The 17,002-nt window shown below is 50.0% G+C and carries 14 protein-coding genes; 9 read left to right on the top strand and 5 right to left on the bottom strand.

All coding sequences use genetic code 11. The features are described 5' to 3' along the window. Positions 1-18 precede the first annotated feature (18 nt). Positions 19-1,497, top strand: a complete 1,479-nt coding sequence (locus PsWM33_RS19930; RefSeq protein WP_063301385.1) for an aldehyde dehydrogenase family protein — start codon at positions 19-21, stop codon at positions 1,495-1,497. Positions 1,498-1,527: 30 nt separating this feature from the next. Then, positions 1,528-2,280, top strand: a complete 753-nt coding sequence (locus PsWM33_RS19925) for an SDR family oxidoreductase (protein WP_063301384.1) — start codon at positions 1,528-1,530, stop codon at positions 2,278-2,280. A gap of 19 nt (positions 2,281-2,299) precedes the next feature. On the opposite strand, the gene PsWM33_RS19920 is transcribed toward PsWM33_RS19925, so the two are convergent. Both PsWM33_RS19920 and PsWM33_RS19915 read right to left on the bottom strand, forming a co-directional pair. Then, complete coding sequence (locus PsWM33_RS19920) at positions 2,300-3,583, bottom strand: diguanylate cyclase (protein WP_063286882.1); 1,284 nt, start codon at positions 3,581-3,583, stop codon at positions 2,300-2,302. 463 nt (positions 3,584-4,046) lie between these two features. Then, entirely contained in the window at positions 4,047-5,447 is a 1,401-nt protein-coding gene (locus PsWM33_RS19915) for a glutamine synthetase family protein (protein ID WP_063290786.1), read from the bottom strand. Between the two features lie 702 nt (positions 5,448-6,149). On the opposite strand from PsWM33_RS19915, the gene PsWM33_RS19910 reads away from it, so the two are divergent. From PsWM33_RS19910 to PsWM33_RS19880, 7 genes are all read left to right on the top strand, one after another. Beyond that, positions 6,150-7,241, top strand: coding sequence for a polyamine ABC transporter substrate-binding protein (locus tag PsWM33_RS19910; RefSeq protein WP_063301383.1), 1,092 nt, complete (start codon positions 6,150-6,152; stop codon positions 7,239-7,241). A 92-nt stretch (positions 7,242-7,333) separates the two neighbouring features. Next, positions 7,334-8,485 carry an ABC transporter ATP-binding protein gene (locus PsWM33_RS19905; protein ID WP_208994655.1) on the top strand — a complete coding sequence of 384 codons (1,152 nt, stop codon included), beginning with the start codon at positions 7,334-7,336 and terminating at the stop codon, positions 8,483-8,485. 10 nt (positions 8,486-8,495) lie between these two features. Beyond that, on the top strand, positions 8,496-9,497 hold the full coding sequence (locus PsWM33_RS19900) for an ABC transporter permease (RefSeq protein ID WP_063301381.1): 1,002 nt from the start codon (positions 8,496-8,498) through the stop codon (positions 9,495-9,497). Next, positions 9,497-10,318: an ABC transporter permease gene (locus tag PsWM33_RS19895; protein WP_063286886.1), complete on the top strand. Its 822-nt coding sequence runs from the start codon at positions 9,497-9,499 to the stop codon at positions 10,316-10,318. Before PsWM33_RS19900 ends, PsWM33_RS19895 begins: the two co-directional genes overlap by 1 nt. A gap of 302 nt (positions 10,319-10,620) precedes the next feature. After that, positions 10,621-11,316 (top strand): CoA transferase subunit A, encoded by a 696-nt coding sequence (locus PsWM33_RS19890; protein ID WP_063301380.1) that lies wholly within the window; start codon positions 10,621-10,623, stop codon positions 11,314-11,316. Between the two features lie 15 nt (positions 11,317-11,331). Further along, entirely contained in the window at positions 11,332-11,961 is a 630-nt protein-coding gene (locus tag PsWM33_RS19885; protein WP_063301379.1) for a CoA transferase subunit B, read from the top strand. A gap of 219 nt (positions 11,962-12,180) precedes the next feature. Beyond that, positions 12,181-12,807, top strand: coding sequence for a LysE family translocator (locus PsWM33_RS19880; protein ID WP_063301413.1), 627 nt, complete (start codon positions 12,181-12,183; stop codon positions 12,805-12,807). A gap of 79 nt (positions 12,808-12,886) precedes the next feature. On the opposite strand, the gene PsWM33_RS19875 is transcribed toward PsWM33_RS19880, so the two are convergent. From PsWM33_RS19875 to PsWM33_RS19865, 3 genes are all read right to left on the bottom strand, one after another. Next, positions 12,887-14,512 carry an ABC transporter permease gene (locus PsWM33_RS19875; protein ID WP_063301378.1) on the bottom strand — a complete coding sequence of 542 codons (1,626 nt, stop codon included), beginning with the start codon at positions 14,510-14,512 and terminating at the stop codon, positions 12,887-12,889. Positions 14,513-14,659: 147 nt separating this feature from the next. Continuing rightward, positions 14,660-15,709: a Fe(3+) ABC transporter substrate-binding protein gene (locus PsWM33_RS19870; RefSeq protein WP_063301377.1), complete on the bottom strand. Its 1,050-nt coding sequence runs from the start codon at positions 15,707-15,709 to the stop codon at positions 14,660-14,662. 296 nt (positions 15,710-16,005) lie between these two features. Next, positions 16,006-16,974, bottom strand: a complete 969-nt coding sequence (locus PsWM33_RS19865; protein ID WP_063301376.1) for a threonine dehydratase — start codon at positions 16,972-16,974, stop codon at positions 16,006-16,008. Between the last annotated feature and the right edge of the window lie 28 nt (positions 16,975-17,002).

Here is a 17,002-nt window from a genome sequence, read left to right as displayed (position 1 = left end):
TCATCCGAGGGGGGCGGTATGACAGAGTTTAGCGCGACACTAAATTCTCATAATTTTAAAAAATACCAATCAATTATCAATGGCTTACAGTGTGATGCGTCCTCTGGAGAAACCATTGATATGATCTGCCCAAGCACGGGCTTGCCATACGCAACGATTCCTCGGTGTACTGCATCTGATGTCGGGAAAGCGGTTTCTTCTGCAAGAACAGCGCTCATCTCAACGGAATGGGCTTCGCTATCTGCAGGGCAACGCGGAGAGCGTTTATTAAAGCTCGCGGAGTTGATTTCGCAAAACCGGGACCATCTGGCAGAGCTTGAGGCACGTGACACCGGTAAACCCTTAAGCCAGGGCTACGATGACATCGATGCTGCCGCCCAGTACTTCCGGTTTTATGGTGGAGCGGCTGACAAAATCACGGGTGAGACGCTACCGATTGCGGTTGATTATCTCGCAATGACAGTTCGCGAGCCGCATGGCGTCGTTGCCTCCATCGTGCCATGGAATTACCCCATGCAAATCTTCGCGCGCGTTGCAGGAGCAGCGTTAGCCATGGGCAATACACTGGTCGTCAAGCCCTCCGAAGATGCCTGCTTATCCATTATTGAAACAGCCAATCTTGCAGTTGAAGCTGGTTTTCCAGCTGGAACACTCAACGTTTTGACAGGTTTAGGAGAAGAGGCTGGAGCTGCGCTCTCCTACAATCCTGAGGTAGATTTCATCACTTTTACAGGATCGCCAGATGTGGGGACACTGATCCAATCCGCAGCCGCGCGCAATCACATCGGGTGTACATTGGAGCTTGGCGGCAAGTCTCCGCAAATTATCTTCGAAGATGCTGATCTGAATAAAGCACTACCTGTCATTCAGGACTGCATTTTGAAGAATAGCGGTCAAACCTGTTCTGCCGGATCTCGTGTTCTGGTGCATCAAAGTCGTTGGGAAGAGACAGTTGATACACTCAGAACCGCTTTTAGAAGCACTGTCTCAGGCCAATACAAGGATAACCGGGATCTCGGCCCACTGATTAACACAAGCCAACTCCGCCGTGTAAACGCTTTCTGTGAGCAGGCGGAAACAGACGGCATTCCGTTGATTGGGGAGGGTACAATCGCTCCGGATGCGCCGACAGAAGGCTATTACACCACAGCAAAAGTCTATGGTCCGGTTCCAACAGATCACCCACTTGCTCTGGATGAAGTTTTTGGCCCGGTTCTTTCACTCATTCCGTTTCGGACGGAAGAAGAAGCAATTCGCATTGCCAATGGCACTCCCTACGGGCTCGTGGCTGGCATTTGGACCAAAGACATCGCAAGAGCAACGCGTGTTGCCAAAGCCATCCACTCTGGTCAGGTCTTTGTAAACACCTACGGTGCAGGTGGAGGAGTTGAACTGCCATTTGGTGGGGTCAAGAAATCTGGTCACGGCAGGGAAAAAGGCTTTGAAGCACTTAAAGAATTCTCTGTTCTGAAGACCATTGTTGTCAGTCACGCTTAAGGCGGACTTTCACACGTGGGGAGGAAAAGCGTGTCAGGACGATTGGAAGGAAAAACCGCGATAATCACGGGTGGTGCAGCTGGTTTTGGAGAAGGCATCGCTCAAAAATATGCACAAGAAGGGGCAGCGGTCATCATCGCTGACCTCGATGGAGTTGCAGCAAGAAATCTTGCAGACGCAATCGGGGACACAGCACATGCTATTGAGACAGACGTCACCGTGCGTTCCGATGTGAAAGCGATGGTTGCTTATGCAATTGAGAAAACTGGGCGGCTGGATGTCGTCGTCAACAACGCTGGCTACACTCACCGCAACTGCCCTTTAGCACAGGTAGATGAAAACAACTTTGACCGCATTCTAGAGGTGAATGCCAAAGCCATCTATCTGACAACGCTTGAAGCTTTGCCTGAGTTGGAAAAGCAGGGCGGTGGTGTCATTATCAACACCGCGTCCACGGCGGGTATTCGTCCTCGTCCCGGGCTCACTTGGTACAACGCTTCCAAGGGCTGGGTCATCACAGCGACCAAATCCATGGCGGTAGAGCTTGCTCCTCAAAACATTCGCGTCAACGCTTTATGTCCAGTGGCCGGAGAAACCGGCATGCTGGAACTCTTCATGGGAGAAGACACCCCAGAAAAGCGCCAGCAGTTTCGTGACAGCATCCCTCTGGGGCGCTTCTCCAAACCAGAAGACATTGCAAACGCAGCACTCTGGCTTGCTTCAGATGAAGCTCAGTTTATCACCGGTGTAGCTTTGGAAGTCGACGGAGGTAGGACAATCTGACGGCAGAAGTGCCGCCAGACTACATGGCATCAAGAGTGGTTGCAGAAGACGTTACAATGCGGTTGCGGCCAGATTTCTTGGCTCTGTACAGGCAACGGTCCGCAACCCTGAGAGCGCTCGCCAGTGAGTTCTCAGTGCCCGCTGAAAGGCCGACGCTGATCGTCGGTGCAAACGTATGCTCATCATTACCGGGATCTGTGACTGGCATAGAACTTCTAAGCTCAGAGAGAAACTGCTTGGATGTTGGTTCATCAATATCGGGCAGTGCAACGCAGAACTCGTCTCCGCCAATTCGAATGGCGACGCTTCTTGGCGGCAGGAGATCCGAAATGCGATGCGCGACAGAGATAATCAGGTTGTCTCCGGTTTCATGGCCAAACTTGTCATTGATCTGCTTAAAGCGATCAATGTCGATCATGGCATATCGCATCTCCTTGCCAGCAAGCATCTGGTCTTTATGAAGTTTATCGACGACGTTGTAGAGGTGGCGACGGTTAAACAGGCCTGTCATCGGGTCACGATGCGCCATCTCGGTCAGTTCACTTATGCGGTCCAACTGATTGAGGTTCTGCGAAACCCGCAACATCAGTTCCTCAGGTGTGCACGCCTTGTTCAGGAAGTCGTTAGCACCGGATTTCAGAAACTTCGCAGTAAGGGCTGGGTCATCTGTTGCCGAGATTCCAATGACTGCCAAAGTACTGAAGCTATGTCTCCGTCGGATCTGCGTCATGACTTCAAAGCCAGTCGCTCCCGGCAGTAAATGATCAATAATCAGCAGCTTGATATCAGGGTTTTGCTTGAGTGTTTCCAACGCTTCTTCACCGGAAGTAGCCGTGATCACTTGAAGGCAATAGAGCTGAAGCCGCTTCTTTAACAACGCCAGTGCATGTGAGGAATCGTCCACGATCAATACTTTGGTGCTGAGGTTCCTATCGACACGGTTGACCAGCTCACCAAGGTAACCAAGGCTCGCAGGAGAATCTTTGAGGACGTAATCTACAATCCCCTTCTTCAGAATTGATCGTCGGGTACCCTGATCAAAACGCCCCGAGAACACGATTGTCGGTAGTCCGGCGTCGATAGTGAGATCTACAACCTCACCATCCGGCGCATCTGGAAGCGTCAGATCAACAAGAGCAAGGAATGGCTTTACCTTACCTTCTTCTAAAATAGTTTTTGCCTGAGCATACGTTTTCGCTGTCGTGACATGATAATGCCCCGCACGCTCAATCTCGCTTTCAGTTACGCGAGCAAAGAAATTGGCATCTTCAACGAGAAGAATGCTCTTTTTCTGATCTGGCATGTGATGTCCTCAAAAACCAGCAAATGCGATTTAAATTGCGTTTGCAACCTATTAACCGCCATCAATAGCCTCGAATATGGTTTGTAATAAACAACATTTGAAATGTATTTAAAATTAGACATAAAGTTGTGATAAAATTAAATAAAATCAAAAATTGCATGATAGACTAGGAATTCTGAAATTAAATACCCAGTGAATTCAAAAATATGTAAGTATAATTTCGTATAATCTCACATTTTTGTGATGTTTTGACGAAAATTCGATCCGCATATGTATTTGTAATTAGTTAAATTCGAAATATAAATCGGTTTAAATTAAGTTTCCTGGAAGTATCTCTTAGGAACTATGCTGTGACTGGCTCTAGTGAATATTATGAAAGTTAAAATTGCTGGACATAATACACTCAACTAAGGGGTGTGGTATCCACAGTTTCGCGTGAAAGTCACACCTCATCCAGTGGGAATCAAACGTTCATCAGCAGGTATTCTCGTTCCCAGGCGCTGATAACGGACATAAAGGTCTCGTACTCTTCAAGTTTGATGGCTCGATATGTGGCAACAAACTGTTCGCCGAAAATCTCCAGCAAATCATCGTCTGCTTCAAACTCATCAACGGCATGAAGCAATGTACGCGGGAGTTTGCTCATCACCTCACTGTTGTCGGTGTCTCTCGGCTTATCAGGCTCAATCCTTTTCTTGATACCCAGGTATCCGGCGGCAAGGCTGGAAGCGATAACGAGATACGGATTGGCATCAGACCCCGGCACCCGATTTTCTAACCGTCGCGCATCCGGAGACGAACTAGGAACACGAAGCCCCACAGTGCGGTTGTCGTAGCCCCAGAACAGGTTGGTCGGAGACCCACTATCCCGCGCGAAACGGCGGTAGGAGTTCACATAAGGCGCCATAATCGGCATTAAAGCGGGCATGTAACGCTGATGCCCACCAATAAAATGATAGAAGGCAGGCGTTGCCTCGTTCTCTGCACTGTTGAAGATGTTTTGTCCTGTCTCCCGGTCAAGGATAGACTGATGAATATGCATAGATGACCCTGGCTGAGAGGACATCGCCTTGGCCATGAAGGTGGCGTAAATGTTATGGCGCAACGCGGCCTCGCGGATGGTGCGTTTGAACATAAACGCCTGATCCGCCAGCTCCAGAGGGTGACCGTGTCTTAAGTTGATTTCCATCTGAGCAGCACCCTCTTCATGAATAAGGGTGTCGATCTCCAGTCCCTGAGCCTCAGAAAGATCATAGATGTCGTCAATCAACTCGTCGAACTCATTAAGAGCGGAGATTGAATAAGACTGCCTGCCAACTTCAGGGCGACCAGAACGACCAACTGGAGGCTCCAGCGGATAATCGGGATCGGTATTGGGCTTAACCAGATAGAATTCCACCTCAGGGGCGATAATTGGTTGCCAGCCCTCAGCATCATAAAGCTCAAGAACGCGCTTTAGAACATTACGCGGAGCAATCGGGAAGGGCTTCCCATCCTTGGTAAAAGCATCATGCAGGAGTTGAGCTGTTGGGTCAGTCTCCCAAGGGACAATGGTCAGCGTTGAATAATCGGGCTTGAAATAAAGATCGCCATCCGTCGGATTATATTGAAACCGATCATCATCCTCAGGGTAATCGCCAGAAATAGTCTGGGCGAAAATAGAGGAGGGCATTGTCAGCGTGTTGCTACTGAAAAACTTGTTTGTCGGCATCATCTTGCCGCGTGGTACCCCGGCAACGTCAGGTACAACACACTCAATATCTCCAATGTTCCGGGCTTGCAGCCAGGTGCGGGCTTCTTCAAGGTCGCTCACACCGCGCATATTAAGCGCCGCTTCATCATCCGGATTAATTTCAGAACTCATAGGACTTCCAATTGGGTTTGCTACCAAATGTTCGTGGCAGCGTTTCACTCATGAAAAGTAATTCAGCTCTTTGCGGCTGCTACAAGATCCAGCTTGCTTCTGGTTGGGATAGTAGTCTAGCAGAGGTCAGCTCAAGTCGGAAACTATGTTGTATTATGGAAGTTTAATTGTACCCTCTCTTTAATTATTCCGAATGTTTAATTACGTCAGTCGTGAGCGTAATTACAATACTTACTCAAGGTGAGGACCTGGTGAGCAAAGCCAGCCTATAGCATTGAGAACTGGTTGCTTTCTGAATTTAAAATGATGAACAAGAGCCAACAATGTCTGATGACACTCTGTGGCTTCTTTCAGGTTCCCAGCACAGTTGAAGACACTTCAGATAACGGACCGTTGACCAGACGGCAGTGATGAAGAAGTTTCTAGTGCTTCTGAGATTAAAGTCGGAATCATTGTTCTCAATAAAACCTTTGATTCTAGCCAGCAGCTTCTGGACACGGGTTAAGGCTGCACACTAGAAACCCTGATAGTGTTGAGAGGACCTGAGGCACCCAACCAACCTACGGCATTCCTAAAATATTGGGTTGGAATGTAGGCCGAAATTAATCTGCCACTAGAAGGATATACCATGGCGGCTGTATGCAGAGGTTCGCTTCGTAAAGGTGCTTTGAGCCCCTGTATTTGAGATTGGAGTATTTGAGAATGAAAACTGTAATTTTGCTATCAGGAGCAGCAGCGCTGGCTCTCTCTCTGTCTGCCGCCAACGCTAAGGATCGCATTGTAAATATCTACAATTGGTCCGACTATGTTGATGCGCAGGTTCTCAAAGACTTCGAGAAGGAAACAGGGATCACAGTGAACTATGATACCTTTGATTCTAATGAGGTTTTAGAAACAAAGCTACTGACTGGTAAAACTGGTTACGACGTCGTTGTTCCAAGTGCCACCTTCCTGCAGCGTCAGATTCAGGCTGGCGTCTATCAAAAGCTCGATAAAGACAAACTTCCAAATCTCAAGCATATGGATCTGCTTCTGCAAGAGCGTATTAAAGTGTTCGATCCAGGCAATGAGTTCTCCGTCAACTATATGTGGGGCACCTCTGGTTATGGGGTAAATGAGGAAAAGGTGCGTGCACTCAATCCGGATGCTCCAATCGGCAGTTGGGATTTGTTGTTTGACGTTGAAGAGCTCTCAAAAATCGCAGGGTGTGGTGTATATGTGATGGATGAGCCGGATGAAATGTTCCCGGCTGCGTTGCATTACCTGAGTCTAAACCCAGATTCCAACAATCCGAAAGACATTCGAGCGGCTGGCGAACTTCTGGAAACGATCCGCCCTTACATTCGCAAATTCCATAATTCTGAGTTTGTAAACGGCCTTGCCAACGGTGACATCTGCTTGGCTTACGGCTGGTCTGGCGATGTGCTGCAGGCAGCAGACCGAGCTGCAGAGGCTGACAAGGGCGTTGAGGTCACCTACATCCTGCCGAACGAAGGAGCACAGATGTGGTTTGACCAGATCGCAGTTCCCGCTGATGCAGAGCACGTTGAAGAAGCGCACGAGTTCATCAACTACCTGATGCGCCCGGAAGTGATCGCCAAAATGTCGGATTATGTCTACTACGCCAACGGCAACAAAGACGCGACAGTTTTGGTGGATGAAGAAGTGACTTCAAATCCAAATATCTACCCCACAGATGAGGTGAAACAGCGCCTCTACACCATCGGTGCCAAGCCGCTCAAAGCACAGCGCTTGATGAACCGAACCTTCACAACTGTCAAAACCGGTCACTAAAAACCATAGGCCTGCAAGCGTAGGGTTGCTCTGTGAGATGCAATCCTACCTTGAACCGTTGACCAAGCAGGCCATTGAAAAGGATTGGAGTATTGGCGAAGAAACCGCTTGGCCCCGTACGTCGTACATTTTCACCTTGGGACGACCCGAGCGAGCAGCCTTTTATTGAATTTCGGAATATCACCAAGCGTTTTGGCACTTTTGTTGCCGTAGATAACCTTTCTCTCAAAATCTACAAGCGTGAGTTCCATGCTCTGCTGGGCGGGTCTGGGTGCGGTAAAACCACTTTGATGAGAATGCTTGCAGGGTTTGAAGCTCCATCTGAAGGTCAGATTTTTCTGGAAGGGCGAGACCTCGCCGGCGTGCCGCCATATAAGCGCCCGGTCAACATGATGTTCCAGTCCTACGCGCTCTTCCCGCACATGAACGTCGAAAAGAACATCGCCTTTGGCTTGGAAATGGACGGATTGCCTTCCAGGGAGATCAAAAGCAGTGTCATGGAGATGCTTAGTCTGGTCAAGCTGGAAGGATTTGCCAAACGCAAGCCGCACCAGTTGTCCGGTGGTCAGCGCCAACGTGTTGCACTCGCGAGATCCCTCGCCAAACGCCCCAAAGTGCTCCTCCTCGATGAACCTCTTGCTGCGCTCGATAAGAAGCTTCGTGAGGAAACCCAGCTGGAACTGATCAATCTGCAAGAACAGCTGCGGATGACGTTCCTGATCGTGACCCATGATCAGGAAGAAGCGATGACCGTGGCAGATCGCATCTCGGTTATGGATAAGGGCAAGATCCTTCAAAATGCGACACCGGGAGAAATCTACGAGCAACCCAACTCCCGATTTGTGGCGGAATTCATTGGTGACATCAACGTACTGGACGGGCAAGTCACCAATAAGGAACTTGAGGACGTCAAGATGTTCTCATCTGTTCTGGGTAGCCATTTGGATGTGTGCTATCCAACCTCTGCAAATGTAGGGGATCATGCTGCTCTAGCCATCCGCCCGGAAAAGATGCGTATCTCCTTCGATAAACCAGAGCGCTTGGGTACCAATGCCATTCAAGGAGAAGTCTGGGATATCGCCTACATGGGCGACGTGTCCATCTATCATATCAAAGTAGCTGAGACAGAGACGCTGCGAGCGATTGTTGCCAATACAGCACGGCTGGTTGAAAGACCGATCACTTGGGAAGATCAGGTCTGGCTGTCATGGGACAGCGACGCCGGCGTGATCTTGACACGATGAGAGGTGCCAAATGACTGACCCTAACCTCTCATCAACCGACCTCATGAGATCAGAAACGATCCCACCGCCACGTCATGAACTTCAGGCACCGGAAAACTCACCGACCAATCCAACCGGAAAATGGGGCCGCTTCGCACTCATCTGTGTGCCATACATCTGGCTGCTGCTCTTCTTCCTTGTTCCGTTTGTGATTGTTGCAAAGATTTCGTTGTCTGAAGCCGCCGTTTCAATTCCGCCTTACTTGCCGGTAATCGATTGGGGAAGGGGGCTGTTTGGACTTTGGGAAGCTGCGCAGCGCTGGTCGCTAGATAATTACATCTGGCTAACAGAGGATGATCTCTACTGGCGCGCCTATGTCTCCAGCCTGCAAATAGCTTTCATATCCACATTACTGACCTTGCTTGTTGGTTTCCCACTTGCTTACGGCATGGCAAGGGCACCAAGAAGCTGGCAGCCAACGCTGGTTATGATGGTCATCCTGCCGTTTTGGACCAGTTTTCTGATCCGGGTCTATGCGTGGGTCGGCATCTTGAAAACCGATGGCCTGCTCAATCAGGCACTGATCACGATCGGTGTCATTAATGAGCCTCTGGTTATCCTCAACACCAGCATCGCCGTCTACATTGGCATTATCTATTCTTACCTGCCTTTCATGGTCCTCCCGCTCTATTCTTCCTTAGAGAAACTGGACACGACCCTGATAGAAGCTGCAGAGGATCTGGGTTGTCCACCCTGGAAGACCTTCTGGCGGGTAACAGTCCCTCTTGCCATGCCTGGCGTGATTGCAGGGTGTTTCCTCGTCTTCATTCCAGCCGTAGGAGAGTTCGTCATTCCCGACCTGTTGGGAGGCTCATCAACTCTGATGATCGGGAAAACCCTGTGGGTTGAGTTCTTCTCCAACAGAGACTGGCCAGTTGCGTCTGCGGTGGCAATTGTTCTTCTGGTATTGCTCGTGATCCCAATCTTGCTGTTTCAGCGGCACGAGACCCGACGCAACGAAGGGGACGTGTAATGCCGTCAAAACCGAGTTGGTTTAATCTCACATCACTGGTTTTGGGGTTCAGCTTCCTCTACTTGCCCATCGTCATTCTGATTGTTTTTTCATTCAATGAATCTCGGTTGGTCACGGTTTGGGCCGGCTTCTCCACCAAGTGGTATGCATCCTTGCTGCAAAACGAACAGCTGTTGGAAGCTGCATGGGTTACATTTCGTATCGGCCTCACATCAGCAACTCTTGCAACGGTTCTTGGCACATTGGCTGCGCTGGTCTTAGCCCGGCAAGGGCGCTTTTTCGGGCGTACTCTGTTTTCGGGGATGATCTACGCACCACTCGTGATGCCAGAAGTCATCCTCGGGTTGTCATTGCTGCTTCTGTTTGTGGCTATTGATCAAAATCGCGGTTTTTGGACGATCATGATTGCCCACACCACATTCTCCATGTGTTACGTCGCGATCGTTGTGCAATCCCGCCTTTCTGGATTTGACCGCTCCTTAGAGGAGGCTGCAATGGATCTGGGCTGTCCTCCTGTCAGAACATTCTTCCGCATCACCCTCCCTCAGATCCTGCCAGGAGTGCTCGCAGGTTGGATGCTGGCATTCACATTGTCACTGGATGACTTAGTAATTGCGAGCTTTAACTCCGGACCTGGATCAACCACTTTGCCTATGAAGATTTATTCTCAGGTGAGATTGGGTGTAACACCTGAGATCAATGCTATTTGCACGATACTGGTCGTTATCGTGACGATTGGCGTCATCTTGGCATCTCTCCTCACCAAAAGGCAGAGGTTCAAGCGCATGGAAGAAGAGCGACTCGCAGCAGCTCATCTTTAAGAATTTTCATGGGTCTGAGTGTTACATTCTAAAAAATTGTGCGCCGCAAACACTCATTCCTCCCAGCTTTGTGGTTTTCACCTCAATAAATAGTCGCTCTCTGTACAAAGAGCACTTGGCGAGGACATAAAACACAGCTATCAACATTGCTGTCGCTATACCTATTTTCCCTAGGAGGGAACGGCAGGATGCTGATCCGGATGGAGGGTCAGGTCCCATTGCCAGCATGAAAAGGCGGTATTGCTTGCGTTCTGGAGAATGAGAAGCGTGAGTTCTACCAACTCATGTATTGGGAGTTTATAATGAATAAAGTTTATCCAAGTGCTGCCGCTGCTCTGGAAGGACTTACCTTTGATGGCATGACCGTCATGGCAGGTGGGTTTGGTCTCTGTGGCATTCCTGAAAACCTGATTATTGCGCTGCGAGATTCTGGTGCGAAAGACCTGACTGCCATCTCCAACAACGCAGGCGTTGATGACTTCGGTCTGGGCCTGCTGTTGCAGACGCGCCAGATCAAGAAGATGGTGTCGTCTTACGTTGGCGAAAACGCAACTTTCGAGCGTCAGTATCTGGATGGTGATCTTGAGCTAGAGTTTAACCCTCAGGGCACTCTTGCTGAACGCATCCGTGCTGGTGGTGCAGGCATCCCAGGCTTCTACACCAAAACCGGTGTTGGCACCCTGATTGCTGAAGGCAAAGAGCACAAAGACTTTAACGGTGAAACCTACATCATGGAAACCGGTCTGGTTTCAGACGTAGCTCTCGTGAGTGCATGGAAAGCTGACAAAGAAGGCAACCTGATCTTCCGTAAGACAGCGCGCAACTTCAACCCGGTCATGGCAACAGCTGGTAAGACCACTGTCGTAGAAGTTGAAGAGCTCGTCGAGATCGGTGAGTTGGATGCAGATCATATCCATACTCCAGGTATCTTCGTTGACCGCATCGTTGTTGGCACATTTGAAAAGCGCATCGAGCAGCGCACTACACGCGAAGCTTAAGGGAGGGCAGTAATCATGGCTTGGAATCGTGACGAAATGGCCGCCCGTGCGGCAAAAGAACTGCAAGATGGTTTCTACGTTAACCTCGGCATTGGCATCCCGACACTGGTAGCAAACTACATTCCAGACGGAATGAATGTAGCTCTGCAGTCAGAAAATGGCATGCTGGGCATGGGCCCGTTCCCGACTGAAGATGAAGTCGATGCAGATCTGATCAATGCAGGTAAGCAGACCATCACTGAACTGGACCGTACCAGCTATTTCTCTTCTGCAGACAGCTTTGCGATGATCCGCGGAGGTCACATTGACCTGTCCATCCTCGGTGCGATGGAAGTCTCAGAAGAGGGTGATCTCGCCAACTGGATGATCCCTGGCAAAATGGTCAAGGGCATGGGCGGTGCAATGGATCTGGTGGCAGGCGTTAAACGCGTTGTGGTCATTATGGATCACACCAACAAACGCGGCGACAAAAAACTCCTCCATAAATGCGCTCTACCGCTCACAGGTGTAAAATGCGTCGACCGCATCATCACCAACCTCGGTGTCTTCGACATCGTCGACGGCGGCCTGAAAGTCGTCGAAATGGCAGAGGGTGTAACGTTAGATGAGATCAAAGAAAAAACTGAAGCTAATTTGGTAGACTAACAGCTATTCAGCGTATGTAATTAAAAGCCCAACCTTTTTGGTTGGGCTTTTTGCTTTTAGGAGAAAGTAACAGAGCTATTTCAAAGAAAAAGCTCTTCCATCCTGATCTTAAGAATGAAATTGAGGCGACATTAGCGCTCACATAAAGCTAAGAAACTTGCTCTGGTTGGGAAGTTGAGGCATTGTGCGCTTCAGTTTTCTGAACGGATGGAGCACTGTGTGATCCCAATAGACGTACTGGCTGGTTTTTTTACTGTCACTGTTTTGCTGGCATTGACGCCAGGCCCTGATAATATTTTCGTGCTGACACAATCTGCAGTGTGTGGTCGTATGGCAGGTATTGCAGTGACGCTTGGTCTTTGCACTGGCCTGATTTTCCACACAACAGCTGTGGCGCTTGGTGTATCTGCGATTTTTCAGGCGTCCGAATTAGCCTTCACCTTCGTCAAGGTGCTGGGTGTTGGATATTTGCTTTATCTTGCATGGGGAGCCTTCAGAGCGAAGCTTGAGCCGGTACAACAGAATAAAGTCGATCATTCTGCTTTGATCCCTCTGTATCGTCGCGGTGTGATCATGAACATCACCAATCCGAAGGTCGCGATCTTCTTCCTTTCGTTCTTTCCGCAATTTGTTGATCCTGCCTACGGTCCTGTTATGCCGCAGTTCTTGCAATTGGGGGCGGTATTTATGCTCTCTGCAATTCTGGTCTTTGGTTCAGTCGCCTTCGCAGCGGGTGCCATCGGCGATCGTTTGAGCAAGTCTATAACTGCTCAGAAAGTTATGAACCGGATTGCCTCTGTTGTTTTTGTTGGAATGGCGCTGAAACTGGCAGCTGCGACCAGATAACATCGGATACAGATGCATTAGATACCAAAAAAGCCGCTGAACATTTTCAGCGGCTTTTTATTGCAAATTCTTTTTGTTCTTACTCAGCAGGCACCATTGATGTGTCCTTGGAAAAGCGCTTGTTGCCGCGTTTTTCGCGGAACGTATCAGCGCTTGTCTTTGCAAGCATGATTACCGGAATGATCCCCACCAGCACAATGCAAAGGGCTGGCAAAGCTGCGTCTTCAAACGCTTCTCGAGAAGCTGCATTGTAAACCGTTGTTGCGAGTGTCTCGAAATTAAACGGGCGCAGAAGCAACGTTGCAGGCAGCTCTTTCATGCACTCAACGAAGGAAAGGAGTGTCGCAGAGAGAATGACCGGCTTCATCAACGGCATGTGAACGCGGCCTAGCGTGCCCCAGGCGGTCTGACCAAGGCTACGAGATGCCATATCATAGTGCGGGGTGATCTTGCCGAAGCCGCCATCTATCTGTCCGTATGACATAGCCAGAAAACGCACGACATAGGCATAGATGAGCGCTGTGCCCGATCCTATCAGAAGCAGCCCAGCACCAAAGCCAAACAGTGCCTCAAAGCCCTCTGAGATCATATTGTCTAGCGCAGCAACGGGGAACAGAATACCAACGGCCAGAATAGTTCCGGGAACAGCGTAGCCAATTGAAGCCACCCGGCCCAGTGTCGTGGTCACTTTGCTTGGGAACAGGCGGCGGCGATAGGCAAGGGTCAGGCTGATGCCGATAGATACGGCAGCAGCCACTGCAGCCAGCCAAAGAGTGTTGCCAGCCGCTGCCCAGAGAGCCGGTTCAAATAGATCTTCTAAACGGCGGCTTGCACGGCTGATCAGAAGCAGAGAAGGAAAGACAAAGCCCAGAATGATAGGCAGGGCGCAAACAGTCACAGCAATCCAGCCACGCCAGCCTCTCAGCTCGTAGCTTGGTAAAGCGCGATAGGTACCCGTTGCTTGGTGAAAACGCTGCTTACGACGGCCGTAATACTCGATGAACATCAGCGCCAGCACAAACACCAGCATGATTGTTGCGATTTGAGTCGCACCTGTCAGATTAGAGCGATTGAGCCATGTATCATAAACGGAGAATGTGAGCGTCTGTACGCCAAAGAAGGAGACAGCACCAATGTCGTTCAGGCACTCCATCAGGGCGAGCGTCACACCAACTACAATAGCAGGACGAGCCAGCGGCAACGCGACCTTCCAGAACAAGCGAAATGGACCAGCACCGAGGGTGCGGGATACATCCAATGCACAAGCTGACTGAATAAGGAATGAGGCGCGTGCACTCAGATAAACATAAGGGTAGAGCACAAAACCCATAACAAACATGGCACCGCCAAGAGAGCGGATCTCAGGGAACCAGTAGTCACGAGAGGTCTTGAATCCGAAGATATCGCGTATCAGACCTTGCACCGGACCAGTGTAATCCAGCAGTTCAACATATGAAAATGCGATAATGTAGGTCGGGACTGCGAACGGCAACAACAGTGCCAGATCAAACCAGCGCCGCCCGGGAAAACGGCACATGGTAACTAACCATGCCGTGCTGACCCCGACGACAAACACGATCACACCAACACCAACCATCAACTGGAATGTGGTGGCAATTGAGCGTGGCAGAATTGTTGAAACAAGGTGCGGCCACAGATTGCCCGAAGACCCCATAGCCATAATAACAATTGCAAGAACCGGCATCACAACGAGGCCGGTCAGAAAGTAGGTCCCAAACGCAAGAAGCCGCTCCCCTCGAGAAGAGGGGGCGGCGGTTCTGTATTGTGGCGATCCACTATGTCCGTGTCTGGATGTCATGGAATGGCTTCAACTCAATTTACCTGTTGGAACTTAGCTGGATGGACCGTTATCAAAACCAACGATATCAACCAGCTCACTCGCTTTTGCGCGTTGAGCAGCAATCTCGTTGAGAGAAACTTCATCAGCTTTGAAGGAACCCCAGGAGGCAACCAGTTCAGATGGTGCGATGCCTGGCTCTACTGGATACTCGAAGTTCTGTGCAGCATAGATAGCCTGCGCTTCATCGGAAGCAAGGAATTCCATCAGCTTTACAGCATTGTCTTTGTTCGGAGCATTTTTCGCCAGAACCATGCCGGAGATGTTCACGTGAGTGCCACGACCTTCAGTGTTCGGGAAGAGAATGCGAACTGACGCTGCCCAATCCTTCTGTTCAGGATCTTTCTCGTTGGTTTGCATTTTGCCCATGTAATAGGTGTTGCCCAATGAGATGTCGCATTCGCCAGCGAAGATGGACTTAACCTGTGCACGGTCATTGCCTGTTGGCTTACGAGCCAGGTTGTCACGAACAGCTTCCAGCCACTTCTGTGTCTCAGCTTCACCCTTGTGAGCAATCATGGAAGCAATCAGACCGATGGAATAAACGTGTTGACCAGAGCGGGTGCAAAGGCGGCCTTTCCATTTTGGATCAGCAAGCTCTTCATAGGTGATGCTGTCTTGGGCAACGCGGTCTTTGGAAGCATAGATGACACGAGCGCGCGTTGTCAGACCAAACCAGTGGCCTTCAGAGTCACGCAAGTTGGCTGGGATGTTGCCGTTGATTGCATTGCTAACAACTGGCTGAGTAACACCGAGGTCTTTTGCACCCTGTAGGCGGCCAATGTCTACGGAAAGAAGAACGTCAGCTGGAGAGTTCTTACCCTCAGCCTTCATACGTTCGCCAAGACCTTTCTTAGCGAAAACAACGTTTGCTTTGACGCCGGTCTCAGCAGTGAATGCATCGAGAAGTGGTTTGATCAATTCTGGCTGGCGGTAAGAATAGATATTCACTTCGCCTTCTGCCTGAGCTGATGCGACCATACCGGTTGTACCAAGTGCAAAACCAGCTGCTGTCAGCCCAATTCCCTTAAACAACGACTTCATCGGAACATCTCCTGAGTGATCTTGTACGCGTCTGCAAACGCTTATCATTTGCCGTTATATCGGAAACTTGACTTTCTCTGTCAACTAATAAACTTCGTGAAAACAATGAGATAGAACTATTCTAAACTGTGAAATTCAGCTTTTAAGGTGCTATCCATCTGCAATTGCGAATGATTTTCAATTGCGGCTCATGTCAGCCTCAAGGAAAAGTTTACTGAAAAACTCAGAGTTGTTGAAAACAAACGGGTCTGGGGAGAGTGCAGTACCGGTGTTCATACGCAGAAACGATTCCAATTTTAAGGAGTCGGAGTGTCTCCTTGCAGCACTCGTGCCATCCAGATGCGGTTCATGTTTTGCCCGCAAAGGATGAAAGAAGCCTTTTTGTCTTGCAGGTTGGCACGCTCTTTTGAAAGACCTGCCAGACCAGCAGCAGCAGCACCTTCGCACGCATTGTGTGTTGTGCGATAAAGCAGACGGATTGCTTCTGCAATCTCATCCTCGCTGACACGGATAATGCGCTCAGCACCTGATCTGATTAAGGCAAAAGCTTCCCGGGCAGGCCCTCGCACACAAATCCCTTCAGCAAAGGTATTGGCTGAAGACGTGAGTGTATATTCACCAACTTCAATGGAGCGCGCGCACCCATCCGCCTTTTCTGCAACCACTCCGATAATCTTCGTCTTCAGGCCAAAGAGGTCACGCACAGAAATTAGTCCGCATATGCCAGTGCCCAAACCAACAGGCACATAGATGGCATCCAGATCCTTAATCGCGCGGAAGATCTCAAGCGCGTAAGTCGCGGCTCCAAGAACAAGGTCATAATCAAAGCCGGGAGAGAGCACCTGCTTAGAATTCTCGGCCATCTGGCAGGCGAATGTATGGGCCTCCTCAAAGTCTTTGCCGTGCTCAATCAAAAATGCGCCGTAGCTTTGGATAGCCGCTGTCGTTTCTTTGGAAGTGCCTTGAGGAACAACAATCGCTGCACGCTGGTGCAGCATTTTTGCTGCCCACGCCATGCCCAGTCCAAAGTTACCGCGTGTGGCTGCAACAAAGCTTGTAGAGCTGACATGCCGTTGTGATTGGCGTAGGAGATAAAGCAAAGCACACCGGGCCTTAAACGATCCGGTGGGCGCATGGTTCTCGTGCTTGATGAAGACCTCGCAGCCCAAGGCGTCATTGAGCAAGGGCCAGCTGTAAAGCGCTGTCGGGGCCATATGGCGCCGCAGTTCCTGCGAAGCATCTTCCAAAGCAGCCAGTGTGAGCATGCGAATCTCCTGCGATGGTCAGGCCACC

Origin of the sequence: Pseudovibrio sp. WM33, from assembly GCF_001623165.1 — a bacterium.
Lineage (GTDB): Bacteria > Pseudomonadota > Alphaproteobacteria > Rhizobiales > Stappiaceae > Pseudovibrio.
This window is presented reverse-complemented; position numbering and strand designations above follow the sequence as displayed.

What these genes read in the sequence shown, in the direction of transcription:
- PsWM33_RS19875 (WP_063301378.1), bottom strand. Translation starts at nt 14,512, where the DNA reads ATGCCGGTTCTTGCAATTGTTATTATGGCTATGGGGTCTTCGGGCAAT.
- PsWM33_RS19895 (WP_063286886.1), top strand. Translation starts at nt 9,497, where the DNA reads ATGCCGTCAAAACCGAGTTGGTTTAATCTCACATCACTGGTTTTGGGG.
- PsWM33_RS19885 (WP_063301379.1), top strand. Translation starts at nt 11,332, where the DNA reads ATGGCTTGGAATCGTGACGAAATGGCCGCCCGTGCGGCAAAAGAACTG.
- PsWM33_RS19930 (WP_063301385.1), top strand. Translation starts at nt 19, where the DNA reads ATGACAGAGTTTAGCGCGACACTAAATTCTCATAATTTTAAAAAATAC.
- PsWM33_RS19900 (WP_063301381.1), top strand. Translation starts at nt 8,496, where the DNA reads ATGACTGACCCTAACCTCTCATCAACCGACCTCATGAGATCAGAAACG.
- PsWM33_RS19890 (WP_063301380.1), top strand. Translation starts at nt 10,621, where the DNA reads ATGAATAAAGTTTATCCAAGTGCTGCCGCTGCTCTGGAAGGACTTACC.
- PsWM33_RS19920 (WP_063286882.1), bottom strand. Translation starts at nt 3,583, where the DNA reads ATGCCAGATCAGAAAAAGAGCATTCTTCTCGTTGAAGATGCCAATTTC.
- PsWM33_RS19870 (WP_063301377.1), bottom strand. Translation starts at nt 15,709, where the DNA reads ATGAAGTCGTTGTTTAAGGGAATTGGGCTGACAGCAGCTGGTTTTGCA.
- PsWM33_RS19910 (WP_063301383.1), top strand. Translation starts at nt 6,150, where the DNA reads ATGAAAACTGTAATTTTGCTATCAGGAGCAGCAGCGCTGGCTCTCTCT.
- PsWM33_RS19865 (WP_063301376.1), bottom strand. Translation starts at nt 16,974, where the DNA reads ATGCTCACACTGGCTGCTTTGGAAGATGCTTCGCAGGAACTGCGGCGC.
- PsWM33_RS19915 (WP_063290786.1), bottom strand. Translation starts at nt 5,447, where the DNA reads ATGAGTTCTGAAATTAATCCGGATGATGAAGCGGCGCTTAATATGCGC.